The sequence below is a fragment of the Thioalkalivibrio sp. ALE12 genome (genome assembly GCF_000381105.1).
Classification (GTDB): domain Bacteria; phylum Pseudomonadota; class Gammaproteobacteria; order Ectothiorhodospirales; family Ectothiorhodospiraceae; genus Thioalkalivibrio.
In genome coordinates this window covers 157681-172786 of the sequence record NZ_KB905908.1, presented here as the reverse complement: position 1 = coordinate 172786, position 15106 = coordinate 157681, and the positions used below count along the sequence as shown (strand labels likewise).

Here is a 15106-nt window from a genome sequence, read left to right as displayed (position 1 = left end):
CCTTCGTTCACCCCGTTCAGGAGGAAGCTGCGACATGAGTGCCGAACCCCGCGTCCAGCCCGAGTTGCGCCGTATGCAGACGGCGGATGTGGAGGGGGTGATGCGCGTGGAACGCGAGGCCTATGACTACCCGTGGACCGCCCGCATCTTCGAGGACTGCATCCGTGTGGGCTATGACTGCTGGGTGCTCGAGGTGGATGGCCGCCAGGTGGGCCACACCGTGCTGAGCGTGGCCGCGGGCGAGGCCCACCTGCTGAACCTGACGGTGGACCCGCGCTGGCAGGGCAACGGGCTGGGCCGGTTCATGGTGCGGCGCTTGTTCGACTATGCCTGTGAGCAGGAGGCCGAGGCGCTCTTTCTGGAGGTCCGTCCGTCGAACGTGGCCGCGGTCCAGCTCTACCGTTCGGAGGGCTTCGAGCATGTCGGCACCCGCCCGCGCTACTACCCGCTACCCAGCGGCCGCGAGGATGCCTGGGTTCTGACACGTCGCTGCAACGCCCCGGCCGGGGCCTGACGGGTTCCGCTGGCGGCGTGAAACCGGTCACAGTCCCGGGTGACCTTTGCGTGATGTGCGCCCGTTTTGCCGTCATCGGTTCTCGTCCTGCCACCCCCGCGTTGTGACGGCCCGCCCCCCGGACTATGATCAAAACCGGTATTCGCCCCGACACCGGATGAGGTAACCCATGTCCCGATCCCTGCGCGCACTGTTCGTTTCGCTCCCTCTGGCCCTGCCACTGGCGCTGTCCGCCGGGGCCGTTCAGGCCCAGCAGTCCTTTGGTTATGACGAGGCCGAGCGCCAGCAGGAACTGCTGGAGGTCTGGTACGAGATCCGCGAAAGCAACGCGCAGAAGGGCAATACCGCGGCGATGTTCGACGTGGGTATGGCCAACTACTCCGGGCGGGGTACGCCAGTGGACCACGACCAGGCCGTGCGCTGGTTCGCCCGCGCAGCGGATGCCGACCACGCCGGGGCCCACTACTACCTGGGCTATCTCCTGGCGGCCGGCAAGGGCGCCCCGGCGGACCCCGAGCGCAGCCGCGAGCACTACACCCGCGCCGCCGAACTGGGACATGCCGATGCCCAGTACTGGCTAGGGAGCCACCTGGCCAATGGCGAACAGGACCCGGCCGCCGGTCTCGAATGGCTGACCCGGGCCGCGGATCAGGGGCTGCCCGCCGCCCAGTACTACGTCGGGTTGCTGCACGAGAACGGCCAGGGCACCACGCGCGATGCGGCCGCCGCCGCCCGCTGGTACACCGCCGCGGCGGAACAGGGCTACCGGCATGCCCAGATCGGGCTGGGCCGGCTGCACCAGAACGGCCGCGGGGTCGAGCGTGACCTGGTGCAGGCGCATGTCTGGTACAGCCTGGCCCAGGACGAAGAGCGCATTGCTACGCTCGAGGCCCGCATGAACAACCGCGACCTGGTGACCGCGCGCGGGCGTCTGGAGGAGCAGAACGCGGCGATCCAGGCGGCCGCCGCACGCTGAGCCCGCAGCGGCCAGTGTGGGGTTGCACAACGGCCCCGGCTTCCGGGGCCGTTTGCGTTTCGGGGGCATCCGGCTGAACCGGACCCCCGATTTCGCGTTAAACTTGCGGGCTGTTCCCAGCGGCCCGAATGCATGTCCTTTATCGAGGAAACCCGCCGACGCCGGACCTTCGCGATCATCTCGCACCCGGACGCCGGCAAGACCACCATGACCGAAAAGCTCCTGCTGTACGGCGGCGCGATCCAGCTCGCGGGTACGGTCAAGGGGCGCAAGTCGTCGCGCCATGCCACCTCCGACTGGATGGAGATGGAGAAGTCGCGCGGGATCTCGGTCACCTCGTCCGTGATGCAGTACCCGTACAAGGGGCGCATGGTGAACCTGCTGGACACCCCCGGGCACGCGGACTTCTCCGAGGACACCTACCGCACGCTGACCGCGGTGGACTCCGCGTTGATGGTGATCGACGCGGCCAAGGGCGTGGAAGAACGCACCATCAAGCTGATGGAGGTCTGCCGGCTGCGCGACACGCCGATCATGACCTTCGTCAACAAGATGGACCGCGAGGGCCGCGACCCGATCGAGCTGCTCGACGAGGTCGAGGAGGTACTGAAGATCGAGTGCGCCCCGGTCACCTGGCCGATCGGCTCCGGCAAGCGCTTCCGTGGCGTCTACCATATCCGTCGCGATGCGGTGCACCTGTACGATCCCGAGCAGGGCGGGAAGAAGTCCACCGGCGAGATCATCGAGGGCCTGGACAATCCGCGCCTGGACGAGGTGCTGGGCGATCAGGCGCAGGAGCTGCGCGAGGAGCTCGAGCTGGTGCAGGGCGCCTCGCACGCGTTCGACGCGGACGCCTACCTGCGCGGCGAGCAGACCCCGGTGTTCTTCGGCTCCGCGATCAACAACTTCGGCATCGAGGAGTTGCTGGACGATTTCGTCGAATACGCCCCGGGTCCGCTGCCGCGTCCGACACACTCGCGCAAGGTCGAGCCGACCGAGGAGAAGTTCACCGGCTTCGTGTTCAAGATCCAGGCGAACATGGATCCGAATCACCGTGACCGCATCGCCTTCATGCGCATCTGTTCCGGCACCTTCGACAAGGGCGCGAAGCTGCGTCACGTGCGGATCGGGCGCGACGTGAAGATCCCGGATGCGCTGACCTTCCTGGCCTCCGACCGCGAGCATGTGGAGACTGCCTATCCGGGCGACATCATCGGCATTCACAACCACGGCACCATCCGCATCGGGGATACCTTCACCCAGGGCGAGGACCTGACCTTTACCGGCGTGCCCAACTTCGCCCCGGAGCTGTTCCGGCGCGCGCAGCTGAAGGACCCGCTGAAGATGAAGCAGCTCGCCAAGGGCCTGCAGGAGTTGTGCGAGGAGGGTGCGACCCAGCTCTACCGCCCGCTGACCAACAACGACCTGATCCTGGGCGCGGTCGGCGTGCTGCAGTTCGACGTGGTCGCCGAGCGCCTGCGTACCGAGTACAAGGTCGAGGCGCAGTTCGAGAACGTGAACGTCCAGACCGCGCGCTGGGTCGAATGCGACGACCCGAAGAAACTCGAGGAGTTCAGGGAGAAGGCCGCGGCGAACCTGGCGATCGATCACGGTGGCGATCTGGTCTATATCGCCCCGACTCGGGTGAACCTGCAGATGGCGATGGAAAAATGGCCGGAGATCCGCTTCGAGGCGACCCGCGAGCACGGCCAGCCGACGGAGTAGATCGCCGCTCCGGGGTGCACTGGAACCGCCATCGGGAGGAGCGAAGCGACGTGGCGAACTCCATCCGAAATCAGCGGCCCCGGGCTTCATGCCAGCTTGAGGCGATTGCCACGGTGTCTTCGACGCCTCGCAATGACGGTGCAGTTGTGTGGTGCAGGAGGAGAATATGGCGTTTCGATTCTTGTCTGTGATTGGCGTGGTCGTGGCGCTGGTGGTTGGCGGCTGCGCGGTGCACAAGACCGAGACCCGGGGCGATGGACCCGAGCCGCGACCGGGTACGGTCGAGCAGATGAACCCGTTCCTGCACTTCCTCGAGAGTCGGCCGACGCCCGAGGAGTTCGAGCGCGTCTACCCCGACGTGATGCTGGTGCTGCCCGGCGACATCGTGACCCAGGAATACCGCACGGATAACAGCCGCTTCTTCGCCGAACTGGACGCGGATGGCCGCATCCATGACGGCGATTTCCGCTGATTCCCCGATGCTGCGCATTTCCAACAGCGTGAGCGTCCCCGAGCACGAGATCGAGCTGACCGCGATCCGTGCCCAGGGGGCCGGCGGGCAGAACGTGAACAAGGTGGCCTCGGCCATTCATCTGCGCTTCGATATCCGCGCCTCCAGCCTGCCCGACGTCTACAAGGAGCGCCTGCTGCGCCGCCATGACCAGCGCATCACCAAGGACGGCGTGGTCGTGCTCAAGGCGCAGCAGTACCGTACTCAGGAGGCCAACCGCGAGGATGCGCTGGAGCGCCTGGCGGAGCTGCTGCGCGAGGTGGGTCGCCCGATCAAGGCGCGCAAGCCGACGCGCCCCACGCGCGCCTCCAAGCTGCGCCGCCTGGAGGGCAAGACCCACCGCGGCCGCAAGAAGGCGCTGCGCGGCCGCGTCGATCCCGACTGACTGCCAAGAGCTTTTTGTTCACCACGAAGCACACGAAGGCACGAAGAAGGGCCAGGTCAATGGCATAAAAGCGGACAGGAAGACGGGAAGGTCGGAAGGATTTCTGGTTGGGACGCCGGGCACCGGCTGGCCACATCCGCGCGCCCGGGCATCAGGGGCTCTCGGAGACGCACCCTGTTCATCTTCCCGTCTTCGTACCTTCCTGTTAACCGCCCTTGAATTCCTTCGTGCCTTCGTGTGCTTCGTGGTGAATAAAAGGCTTCAGGCCCCGGCATTCGGGCTCGGATCGACGGGCGCGGGTTCGTGTTCCTGCTGGTGTTGCCACAGGCGGGCGTAGGCGCCGCCCGCCGCGAGGAGTTCGCGGTGGGTGCCGCGTTCGACCACGCGTCCCTGATCGAGGACCACGATCTGCTCGGCATCCTTCACGGTCGACAGGCGATGTGCGATGACCAGCGTGGTGCGCCGCGCCGAGACCTCGTTCAGCGCCTGCAGGATCGCCTTCTCCGAGCCCGAGTCCAGGGACGAGGTGGCCTCGTCGAAGACCAGGATCGGCGGGTCCTTCAGCAGCATGCGGGCGATGGCGATGCGTTGCTTCTCGCCGCCGGAGACCTTGAGGCCGCGTTCGCCGACGACCGTATCCAGGCCGTCGGGCAGGCGCTGGATGAAATCGTCCAGGTGCGCCAGACGCACCGCGCGCCGGATGGCCTCCTCGGAGGCCTCCGGATCACCATAGGCGATGTTGTAGCGAATGCTCGCGTTGAACAGCACGGTATCCTGCGGGACCACGCCGATCGCTCGGCGCAGGCTTTGCTGGGTTACCTCGCGGATATCCTGGCCGTCGATAGTGATGCGCCCGTCCGTCACGTCGAAGAACCGGAACAGCAGGCGAGCGAGCGTGGACTTGCCGGCCCCGCTGGGCCCGACGACCGCCAGCTTGTGCCCGGCCGGGATTTCCAGTGATACGTCCTCGAGGATCGGGCGCTCCGGCTGGTAGTGGAAGGCGACCTGCTCGAAGCGCACATGCCCCTCCGCGACGTCGAGATCCGGCGCGCCTGGCCGGTCCTCGACCTGTACCGGTTTTTCCAGCAGGCCAAACAGGCGCTCGATGTTCGCCAGCGACTGCCGGATCTCGCGGTAGACGAAGCCGAGGAAGTTCAGCGGCATGAACAGCTGGATCATGTAGGCATTGACCATCACCAGATCGCCCAGCGACATCTGCCCCGAGGCCACCCGGCTGGCGGCCAGCAGCATCATCACGGTGATCGCGGCGGCGATGATCAGGGCCTGGCCGGAGTTCAGCAGCACCAGCGACAGCACGTTCTTGGTGCGCGCCTGTTCCCAGGTCGCCAGGCCCTCGTCGTAGCGCCGGGCCTCGAAGCCCTCGTTGCCGAAGTACTTCACCGTTTCGTAGTTCAGCAGCGAGTCGATCGCGCGGGTGTTGGACTCGTTGTCGCGCTGGTTGGCCTCGCGCACGAAGCGGGTACGCCACTCGGTAATCCATACCGACCAGGCGATGTAGGCGGCCACCGCGAGGATCACGGTGACGGTGAAGACCGGACCGACCGCCACCAGCAGGATCACCGCGACCAGCGCGATCTCGATGATGGTCGGCAGGATGTTGAACACCATGAAGCGCAGCAGGAAGCTGATGCCGCTGGTGCCGCGCTCGATGTCGCGTGCCAGGCCGCCGGTCTCGCGCGCCAGGTGGAAGCTCAGCTCGAGCCGGTGGAGGTGCTCGAACACCCGCAGGGCCGCGCGCCGCATGGCCCGTTCGGCCACGCGCACAAAGACCGCGTCGCGCAGTTCGCCGAACAGGGTACTGCCGAAGCGCAGCAGGCCGTAGGCGATCACCAGCGCCACTGGGACCGCGACCAGCCCCTCGGTGCCGGAGTCCTCGAAGTGGTCGACGATGTACTTAAGCGCCAGCGGGACCAGCACGGTCGCCAGCTTGGCCAGGCCCATCAGGCCCAGGGCCAGGAACAGCCGGCCGCGGAACTCCGCGAGATAGGGGAACAGGGAGCGAACGATGCGCCAGTTGATCGCATCGTCGGGCGCATCGTGCACGCTGGAGTGACCGCGCATGGGGGAGTCCGGGGCTGGGTAGGCTGCCTACTTTAGGGAGACGCTGATATAAACGCACGTCCGCGTTGGTGCCCCCTGTTTTCCGAGACAAGGCGCGTCGTGCAGCGGGTAGTGGTTCTACCCGCCCGTTTTGGATGGATTCGGGGCGCAACGCAGGATCGGGCCATATTCATTCAGAATCGGGGGGCACCAACCCCACAAGCCATTGAAAGCAGGGGCTCGGCCGCCCGTTGTTGATCAAAAACGGGCGCGGGAACGGCGTTGCGGTTCCCTTGTGCAGAATGACTGCACGGCAGTCACCGCGCCTTGTTCGCACGCAAAAGCGACTGGAGCGCGGACGCGCGATTCAATCAGCGTCTCCCTAGGAGGTCCCCGCCGGGTACGCACATGGGCGCGCGTTCCGTGGCGGCTCCCCGGCCCGGTGCGGCCCGGCCGCGCATCTCACCGGTGGATGCGGAAGCCCTCGCCCCGGTCCTGTTCCAGGTCGATCCGCAGGCGCTGGTGACTCCAGCCGTCCTGCGAGCAGCGGGCCTCGATCTGCAGGAAGCGCGTGTCATCGGGGATCGACAGCCGGCGCAGGCTGCGGGTAAACGGCTGCTCGTTGACATGCGGGTGGTGCAGGATGCGTTCACCGAGGACGTTCCCATCGGCGTCCAGCACACGCCAGGCATCGGCATAGTGATCCCAGCCGGTATCGGGATGCTCCACGGTGACGGCGACCCGCCACTGGTTCGGGCCGCTGGCATGCAGCTGGGCCTCCAGGATGTCGACCGGGTTTGCCTGAGCGGGCAGGGCCAGAAGGCCCAGAAGGGTGGCGAGGGTCAGTCTCTTCGTGCACATGGCAAGGCTCCTTTTGCCGATCGGGGTGAATGCGTTCCTGCGGTTACCGGGCGGGACGCCCCCGGGGCCGGATTGATTTCACGCGCCCTGGACCCGGTTGCGCCCGGCGTGCTTGGCCGCGTACAGGGCGCGGTCGGCCCGGTCCACCAGGGATTCCGCGCTCTCGCCGGGCTCCAGCTGGGCGACGCCGAAGCTGGCGGTCAGTGGCTGTCCGGTCTGGAAGTCGTGGATCTCCAGGCAGTGGCGCAGGTCCTCGGCCAGCCGGGCTGTGGCGGCGATGTCATCTTGCGGGCAGAGAATGAGGAACTCCTCGCCACCCCAGCGCGCGGCCCGATCGGTGGCGCGGATGCGGCCCGTTATCAGCTGCCCGACCGCGGTCAGTACCGCGTCGCCGCGGCCGTGTCCCAGGGTGTCGTTGATCGGCTTGAAGTGATCAAGGTCCAGCAGGATTACGCTGAGCGGGCTCGCGTGACGCTCGGCCCTCAGGATCTCTTCGGCCAGGGCCTCGCTGGCCTTCATGCGGTTGTTCAATCCGGTCAGCGGGTCGGTGGTGGCGAGGTGTTCCAGGTGTTGCTGGGCGGCCTCCAGGGAGTGCGTGCGTTCCCGTACCAGGCGTTCGAGCACCTGTGCGCGCTCCTCCAGCTCCTTCACCGGGTAGGGTTCGTCGTCTCCATGGACGCTCGCGGGGAAGGAGCCATGCAGGTGCTCCAGGCGCCAGCCGTCGGCGGTCGCGTGCAGCACCAGACTGGCACGCAGGCCGTTCAGTCGGACCCGCTGCCCGCGGGTATCCAGGATCATGTCGAAGATCAGCATGATCAGCGCCACGTCATCCGTCAGCAGTCGGATCTCCTCGCGGTGGATCGCGAAGTCGAAGGGCTCCGGTACCTGTTCGATGTCGCGCCCGGCGATGCGTTCGACCTCTTCGGGGTTGAAGGCGGCCTCGTCGGCACCGGTGCCAAAGCCGCTGACCCCAGGGGTGTGAAGGCGCAGCAGGGCCGCGAGATCGCGCTGGCGCAGCCAGGCGTCCAGGTAGGCGTGAACCGTGCCGCGGATCGCCTCCGTGCGTGGATCTGTCATGTACGGGTTGTGTTCAGTCGATGCCGACGGCGCGCTGTTCCTGGCGGATCCAGGCGATGATGTGGGCGGTCTCCTCACCGGTGACCCCGGCCACCGGCGGCATGTCGCCAAAGTCCCAGTGGTGCGCGTGCACGCCCAGGGCCACGGCGCGATGGAAGGTGATGTCCGGGTGGTGCGAAGGCTCGTAGATGCGGTGGATCAGCGGCGGGCCCTGGTCGGTGCCGCGGGCGTCCTCGCCGTGGCACTGCATGCAGTTGGCGCGGAACAGCGAGCGCCCGGCCTCGGGGTCGGCGGCGAAGTCCTCTGGCGGCAGGCTGTAGTCGAGCTGCGCGGTCGAGCCGGAGGCCGCGCTCGAGTCTTCGCTGGATGCCTGCGCAGGCGGCTCGGCGGCGGTGTCCGGTTCCGGGGCGTCGGAACAGGCGGTCAACGCGAACAGGGCCAGCAAGGCGGCGGGCAGGAGGCGGGCGGTTGTCGGCATCGGGCGTCCTGGATTTTGGTATTCAGGTGGGGAGTTTATCGCGGCGGGTCACGGCGGGCGACTGCGCACCGGGAGGGATTGCGGCCGGCGCGGGGCGGTTGTGGCGCTGGTGGCTTGCAGCGGTGGCGGGCATTCGGCAGTCTTCGTGGCTTGTCTTCCCGTCTGGAGTACGTCCATTGGAACCCTCGGGTCTTGCAGCTGGAGAAGCGCAGGGAAGCGCTCCGGCGGCGGCGCCACTGGAGATCCTGCGCGAGACCTTCGGCTACACGGAATTTCGCGGTCAGCAACAGGCCATCGTCGAGCATGTGACCGCGGGTGGCGACGCCGTGGTGCTGATGCCCACCGGCGGCGGCAAGTCGCTGTGCTACCAGATCCCCGCGCTGGCGCGGCCCGGGTGCGGCATCGTGATCTCGCCGCTGATCGCGCTGATGCAGGATCAGGTGGCGGCCCTGCGCCAGAACGGCGTGGCGGCGGCCAGTCTGGATTCCGGCCAGAAGGCGGACGAGGCCCGCTCCGTGCTGGCCGCGCTGCACGCGGGCGAACTGGATCTGCTGTACATGTCGCCGGAGCGCCTGTTCGCCGCGGGCATGCTGGAGCGTCTGGAGGGCATCGAGCTGGCGCTGTTCGCCATCGACGAGGCCCACTGCGTCTCGCAATGGGGGCATGACTTCCGCCCGGAGTACAGTCAGCTGGCGGTGCTGGCCGAACGTTTCCCGCAGGTGCCGCGCCTCGCCCTGACCGCGACGGCGGACGGCCCCACCCGCCAGGAGATCCGCGAGCGGCTGCGCCTGGAGCAGGCCCGTGCCTTTGTCAGCTCCTTCGATCGCCCCAACATCCGCTACCGCATCGCCCAGGCCGACGGGGGGCGCGGCGGTTCCGCACGCGATCGGCTGCTGCGCTTCATCCGCGAGGAACACGCGGGCGAGGCCGGTATCGTCTATTGCCTGTCGCGCAAGAAGGTCGAGGCGGTGGCCGAGTGGCTGGCGGAACAGGGCATTACCGCGCTGCCCTATCACGCGGGTCTGCCGGCGGCGACCCGCGCGGAGAACCAGACCCGGTTCCTGCGCGAGGAGGGCGTGGTGATGGCGGCGACCATCGCCTTCGGCATGGGGATCGACAAGCCGAACGTACGTTTCGTGGCTCACCTGAACCTGCCCAAGAGCCTGGAGGGCTACTATCAGGAGACCGGCCGCGCCGGGCGCGACGGCCTGCCCGCGAATGCCTGGATGGTCTATGGCCTGCAGGATGTCGTGACCCTGCGCCAGATGCTGGAGGGCTCGCAGGCCGGCGCCGAGCGCCAGCGCATCGAGCAGCAAAAGCTGGAGGCGATGCTCGGGTTCTGCGAGATCACCAGTTGCCGGCGCCAGGCCCTGCTTGCCTACTTCGACGAGCGCATGCCCGAGCCCTGCGGGACCTGCGACAACTGCATGCAGCCGCCGGCCACCTGGGATGCCAGTGTCCCGGTGCAGAAGCTCCTGTCCTGCATCTACCGCACCGGCGAGCGCTTCGGCGCGGGGCACGTGATCGACGTGCTGCGCGGCTCCGCGAGCGAACGCCTGAGCCGCCTGGGTCACGACCGCCTGAGCACCTTCGGGATCGGCAAGGAACTGGACAAGGCACAGTGGCGCGGCGTGGTGCGTCAGCTGCTCGCCCGCGGCCTGTTGCGCCTGGACGAGGAGGGCTACGGCGGGCTGAAGCTGGACCCGGCCTGTCGCCCGGTGCTGCGCGGCGAGGAGTCGATCCACCTGCGCGAAGAGTTGGCGCGCCCGGAACGCGAGGCGCGCACGGCCCGCCCGGCCCGCCGCGACACCGCCCGCAGTGTGGCGGCGATGGACAGCGAGGACCGCGCGCTGTGGGAGGCCCTGCGCGCATTGCGCACCGACCTCGCGCGCGACCAGGGGGTGCCGCCCTACGTGATCTTCAGCGATGCCACACTGCTGGAGATGGTCGCGGCCGCCCCGCGCAGCCGTGACGAGATGGCCGGGATCTCCGGGGTCGGCCAGCACAAGCTGGAGCGCTATGGCGATGCCTTTATCAAGGCCATTGAGGGGCATTTCGGGCTATAGTGGTGCGAAAAACCACGCCGCAATACGATTTCGGGGAGACCGCGTGACCGACAAAAGCTTCCTTGAGGATTTCTACCGCCATCGCGACGGTCAACTTGTCGTGACCCCGGAGCAGGGCAGTGACTTTGCCAAGACGCTCGCCGGCGATTTCAATCCGATCCACGATGCCGACAACCGGCGCTTCTGCGTGCCGGGCGATTTGCTGTTCGCGCTGGTGCTGGATACCTACGGCGCCAGCGCGAACATGCACTTCCGCTTTACCGGCATGGTGGGGGGCAACGTGCCGCTGATCTTCCCGGAGGCCCCGGGCGAGGCCTTTGCGATTACCGACGACAATGGCAAGAGCGTGATCGAGGTCGAGCGCTCCGGCGCGGTGATCGACGAGCCCAACGCGATCGAATCCCTGATCCGCAGTTATGTGAGCTTCTCCGGGCAGAACTTCCCGCATGTGCTGGTGCCGCTGATGGAGGAGCACGGCGTGATGGTGAACCCGAAGCGCCCGCTGGTGATGTACGAGCGCATGGGCTTCCGCCTGCCCGAGCCGCTGGCCGCCAGCGCCGGGGTGCCGGAGCCGCGCCTGAAGGACGCGGTGATGACCGTCAACGGCAAGCGCGGCGAGATCCGCCTGGACTACGAGCTGGTGATCGATCAGTCCGTAGTCGCCGACGGCAGCAAGCACCTGGTGCTGAGCGGCCTGCGCCCGTTCGATGCCGCCGACGTCGAGCAACTCGTCGCCGACTACGAGAGCTGGAAGGCCGCCTACTTCAACCAGACCGCAGCCCGCGCCCACGCCTGAACGTTTTTATTCACCACGAAGCGCACGAAGGCACGAAGAAGGTCAAGGGCTTGGAGCGGACAGGAAGGCGAGAAGATCGGAAGATAGGCAAGATACGGCTGATCCGGGCGATGCAGTTAATAGCCCTCGATGGCCGGCCGCCCCCCGAGTCCATCTAACCGATCGTTTTTACTTCTAGTCTTCCCATCTTCCTGTTAACCGCCCTTGACCTGGCCCTTCTTCGTGCCTTCGTGTGCTTCGTGGTGAAAAAAGTCAGTAGAACTGGCCGAGTGCGGAGCGGACCTGGACCTCGGTCTCGGGCGTCAGGTGGTCGGCGAGCTTCAGCGGGTGGTCCGGCAGCAGCAGCACCACCGAGGACCCGAGGTTGAAGCGGCCCATCTCGGCCCCGCGTTCCAGGGTGATATCGCGGTCCGGATACTCGCTTACGCTGATCTCGCGCCCCCGCGGCGGGGTGACCTCGCCGGCCCAGACGGTCTCGATGGAACCGACGTTCTGGGCACCGATCAGGGCCATGGCCATCGGGCCAACAGGCGTGTCGAAGCAGGCCACGACCCGCTCGTTGCGGGCGTACAGCCGGGGTACATGGCGCACGATGCGCGGGGCCACCGAGAACAGCCGCCCGGGCACATGGATCATGTGGGTCAGGGTGCCGGTCAGCGGCATGTGCAGCCGGTGGTAGTGGCGCGGTGACAGATACAGGGTGACGAAGTGTCCGTGGCGGAAGGCCTCCGCCAGATCGTCCTCGCCACCCAGCAGCTCGCGCACGGTGTAGTGATGGCCCTTGGCCTGGAAGATCTGGCCGGCCTCGATGCGCCCGGCCGCGCTGACGCGCGAATCGGCCGGGCTGACCACCGTGTTGGCGTCCCCCTCCAGCGGCCGCGCATCCTCGCGCAGGGCGCGGGTGAACAGTGCGTTGAAACTGGCATAGGCCGCGAGGTCCGGCTCGGCGGCCTCGTCCAGGTTCAGGCCGAAGCGGCGCACGAAGGCGCGCAGCAGGGGCTGCAGGCGCGGCGACTCGATGCGCGCCAGCCAGTGCACGCCGCGCGAAAGGGCGTGCTGGGGCAGCAGGTGCGACAGACGCGCCAGCCAGGGGTCGATCTTGCTCATGTGATGTCCGACGGGAAGGGTGGCGTACAGGCCGGGTTCGAGACGGTATGATGACCGCCCTCGCACGTAACGGAAAGACCGGGCATGGATTCGACCACCGGATTGCGCAGCCTGCGCGACTTCATTCGCTTCGGCGCCAGTCAGTTTCGCGGCGCCGGCCTGAGCTTCGGGCATGGCACCGACAACGCCTTCGACGAGGCCGCCTGGCTGGTACTGCACACCCTGCATCTGCCGCTGGATCTTCCCGAGTCCTGGTGGGATGCGCGCCTGAGCGAGGTCGAGCGCACGCGGGTGGTCGCGGTGCTGCGCGAGCGGGTCGCCACGCGCAAGCCCGCGGCCTATCTGACCCGCGAGGCCTGGTTCGCCGGGTTGCCGTTCTATGTCGACGAGCGCGTGCTGGTGCCGCGCTCGCCGCTGGCCGAGCTGATTGCCGCTGGTTTCGAGCCCTGGGTCGACCCCGATGGCGTGACCCGCGCGCTGGATCTGTGCACCGGGGGCGGGTGTATCGGGATCGCAATGGCTCTGGCGCTGCCGCAGGCGCAGGTGGACCTGGCGGATGTGTCGACGGATGCGCTGGCGGTGGCGGGGATCAACATCGAGCGCCACCGGGTGGGCGATCAGGTGCGCGCTGTGCAGTCCGACGTGTTCGACGGGCTGGAACCCGGGGATCGCTACGAGCTGATTGTGTCCAACCCCCCATACGTGGATGCCGAGGACATGGCGGCCCTGCCGGACGAATACCGTCACGAACCCGCGCTGGGGCTGGCCGCTGGCGGCGACGGACTGGATATCGTGCGCCGGATCCTCGCTGGGGCCCGTGGACACCTGAAGGAAGACGGCGTGCTGATCGTCGAGGTCGGCAACAGTCAGGCCGCGGTGGAGGCGGCCTTCCCGGAGCTGCCGCTGATCTGGCTGGAGTTCGAGGCCGGCGGGCACGGGGTGTTCCTGGTCTACGCGCGCGATCTCCCCGGCGCCTGAGGGCGCTACGGGCGGGAACGCTCGAACGCACGCGAATCCGAAAACCCGCCGGACGGCCCTGTAAACGGCACCGGTGGCGATGCATACTGCGGGGCTATGGAATCACGTCTGGTGGATATGCAGAGTCGGTCCGAGGAAGAGCGGGCCGAGGTCAGCCTGCGCCCGAAGCGGCTCGCGGACTACACCGGCCAGCCCCGCGTAGTCGAGCAGTTGGGGCTGTTCATCGAGGCCGCCCGCCGGCGCGACGAGGCCCTGGATCACACCCTGGTCGCCGGCCCGCCCGGGCTGGGCAAGACCACGCTGGCGCACATCGTCGCCAACGAACTCGGCGTGGGCCTGCGCCAGACCTCTGGTCCGGTACTGGAACGCGCCGGTGACCTGGCCGCCATCCTGACGGCCCTGGAGCCGCGCGATGTCCTGTTCGTCGACGAGATCCATCGCCTGCCGACGGTGGTGGAAGAGGTGCTGTATCCGGCCCTGGAGGACGGCCAGCTGGACATCGTGATCGGCGAGGGCCCGGCAGCGCGCTCGATCAAGGTGGACCTGCCGCCGTTCACGCTGGTGGGCGCGACCACCCGCGCGGGGCTGCTTTCGGCCCCGTTACGTGACCGGTTCGGTATCGTGCAGCGTCTCGATCATTACACTGTCACCGATCTCGCGCATATTGTGGATCGCGCGGCCGGTTTGCTGGGCGTGGGGATCGAGGCCGAGGGAGCCGCGGAGATCGCCCGCCGGGGCCGCGGCACGCCGCGGCTGGCCAACCGCCTGCTGCGGCGGGTACGGGATTTCGCCCAGGTCCGGGCCGATGGCGTGGTGACCCACAACGTGGCGGCGCAGGCGCTCGACCTGCTGGCGATCGATGCCTCCGGGCTGGATGCCCAGGACCGTCGCCTGCTGGAGGTGTTGGTGGAGAAGTTCGACGGTGGCCCGGTCGGGGTCGAGAGCCTGGCCACGGCGATGAACGAGGACCGTGGCACGCTGGAGGATGTGGTCGAGCCCTTCCTGATTCAGCAGGGCTACCTGCAGCGCACTCCGCGCGGGCGCCAGGCGACCCGGCGTACCCTGGCGATGTTCGGCCTGACCCGGATGGACGAGGGCGATCTGCTGACGCCCGCGGCGGAGGGTCCGCGCCAGCCATGACCGCAGCATTCGAGTGGCCGGTGCGGGTGTACTACGAGGATACCGACGCCGGCGGCGTGGTCTATCACGCCAATTACCTGAAATTCATGGAGCGCGCGCGTACCGAATGGCTTCGTGCCCTCGGCTTCGAGCAGGACCGGCTGCGGTCCGAGTATGGAATTGTGTTCGCCGTGCGGCGTCTGGCTGTGGAGATGCAGCGTCCCGCGCATTTCAACGAGGCCCTGACGGTCACCTGCCGGGTCACGCGCATGCGTCGCGCCAGCGTGGAGTTCGCGCAGGTCGTGCAGCGCGAGGCGACGGCGCTGGCAACCGGCGAGGTCGCCATTGCCTGTGTCGATATGGCCCGGCAGGCGCCGGTGGCGATCCCCGATGAAGTGGCGCGCGCGATGCGGGCGGCGGACGGAACAACGGCATAACGGGAGATGGACAAG

At 67.7% G+C, this 15106-nt stretch carries 15 protein-coding genes; 10 read left to right on the top strand and 5 right to left on the bottom strand.

The genetic code is table 11. From position 1 onward, the window contains the following. The first annotated feature begins 34 nt into the window (after nt 1–34). The 5 genes from rimI (at nt 35) to arfB (ending at nt 4111) form a co-directional block, all read left to right on the top strand. Nucleotides 35–514 carry a ribosomal protein S18-alanine N-acetyltransferase gene (gene rimI, locus F614_RS0108290; protein ID WP_018878531.1) on the top strand — a complete coding sequence of 160 codons (480 nt, stop codon included), beginning with the start codon at nt 35–37 and terminating at the stop codon, nt 512–514. Between the two features lie 169 nt (nt 515–683). Continuing rightward, a complete protein-coding gene (locus F614_RS0108285; RefSeq protein ID WP_018867521.1) occupies nt 684–1490 on the top strand; it encodes a tetratricopeptide repeat protein in 807 nt (268 codons plus the stop codon). Between the two features lie 132 nt (nt 1491–1622). Beyond that, the gene (locus F614_RS0108280) at nt 1623–3215 is read left to right on the top strand and encodes a peptide chain release factor 3 (RefSeq protein ID WP_018867520.1); all 1593 of its coding nucleotides are present in this window, start codon (nt 1623–1625) and stop codon (nt 3213–3215) included. A gap of 166 nt (nt 3216–3381) precedes the next feature. Then, complete coding sequence (locus F614_RS0108275; RefSeq protein ID WP_018879882.1) at nt 3382–3687, top strand: hypothetical protein; 306 nt, start codon at nt 3382–3384, stop codon at nt 3685–3687. 7 nt (nt 3688–3694) lie between these two features. After that, complete coding sequence (gene arfB, locus F614_RS0108270) at nt 3695–4111, top strand: alternative ribosome rescue aminoacyl-tRNA hydrolase ArfB (RefSeq protein ID WP_018867518.1); 417 nt, start codon at nt 3695–3697, stop codon at nt 4109–4111. Between the two features lie 261 nt (nt 4112–4372). On the opposite strand, the gene F614_RS0108265 is transcribed toward arfB, so the two are convergent. From F614_RS0108265 to F614_RS0108250, 4 genes are all read right to left on the bottom strand, one after another. Then, a complete protein-coding gene (locus F614_RS0108265; protein ID WP_019558697.1) occupies nt 4373–6193 on the bottom strand; it encodes an ABC transporter ATP-binding protein/permease in 1821 nt (606 codons plus the stop codon). A gap of 441 nt (nt 6194–6634) precedes the next feature. After that, nucleotides 6635–7033 carry a hypothetical protein gene (locus tag F614_RS0108260; protein ID WP_018877039.1) on the bottom strand — a complete coding sequence of 133 codons (399 nt, stop codon included), beginning with the start codon at nt 7031–7033 and terminating at the stop codon, nt 6635–6637. 78 nt (nt 7034–7111) lie between these two features. Beyond that, complete coding sequence (locus tag F614_RS0108255; protein ID WP_019558696.1) at nt 7112–8110, bottom strand: diguanylate cyclase; 999 nt, start codon at nt 8108–8110, stop codon at nt 7112–7114. A gap of 13 nt (nt 8111–8123) precedes the next feature. Beyond that, nucleotides 8124–8588, bottom strand: coding sequence for a c-type cytochrome (locus F614_RS0108250; RefSeq protein WP_017940857.1), 465 nt, complete (start codon nt 8586–8588; stop codon nt 8124–8126). A 176-nt stretch (nt 8589–8764) separates the two neighbouring features. Between F614_RS0108250 and recQ the strand changes: the two genes are divergently transcribed. Together recQ and F614_RS0108240 are read left to right on the top strand one after the other, a co-directional pair. Further along, nucleotides 8765–10654, top strand: a complete 1890-nt coding sequence (gene recQ, locus F614_RS0108245) for a DNA helicase RecQ (protein ID WP_018867513.1) — start codon at nt 8765–8767, stop codon at nt 10652–10654. Nucleotides 10655–10697: 43 nt separating this feature from the next. Then, nucleotides 10698–11450, top strand: a complete 753-nt coding sequence (locus F614_RS0108240) for a DUF3581 family protein (protein WP_018867512.1) — start codon at nt 10698–10700, stop codon at nt 11448–11450. 252 nt (nt 11451–11702) lie between these two features. Here F614_RS0108240 and asd read toward each other — a convergent pair whose 3' ends face one another. Beyond that, nucleotides 11703–12557: an archaetidylserine decarboxylase gene (gene asd, locus F614_RS0108235; RefSeq protein WP_018878523.1), complete on the bottom strand. Its 855-nt coding sequence runs from the start codon at nt 12555–12557 to the stop codon at nt 11703–11705. A gap of 84 nt (nt 12558–12641) precedes the next feature. Between asd and prmB the strand changes: the two genes are divergently transcribed. From prmB to ybgC, 3 genes are all read left to right on the top strand, one after another. After that, a complete protein-coding gene (gene prmB / locus F614_RS0108230) occupies nt 12642–13535 on the top strand; it encodes a 50S ribosomal protein L3 N(5)-glutamine methyltransferase (RefSeq protein ID WP_018867510.1) in 894 nt (297 codons plus the stop codon). 96 nt (nt 13536–13631) lie between these two features. Continuing rightward, on the top strand, nt 13632–14675 hold the full coding sequence (gene ruvB, locus F614_RS0108225) for a Holliday junction branch migration DNA helicase RuvB (RefSeq protein ID WP_018867509.1): 1044 nt from the start codon (nt 13632–13634) through the stop codon (nt 14673–14675). Continuing rightward, nucleotides 14672–15091, top strand: a complete 420-nt coding sequence (ybgC, locus tag F614_RS0108220; protein WP_018878520.1) for a tol-pal system-associated acyl-CoA thioesterase — start codon at nt 14672–14674, stop codon at nt 15089–15091. Before ruvB ends, ybgC begins: the two co-directional genes overlap by 4 nt. Nucleotides 15092–15106 lie beyond the last annotated feature (15 nt).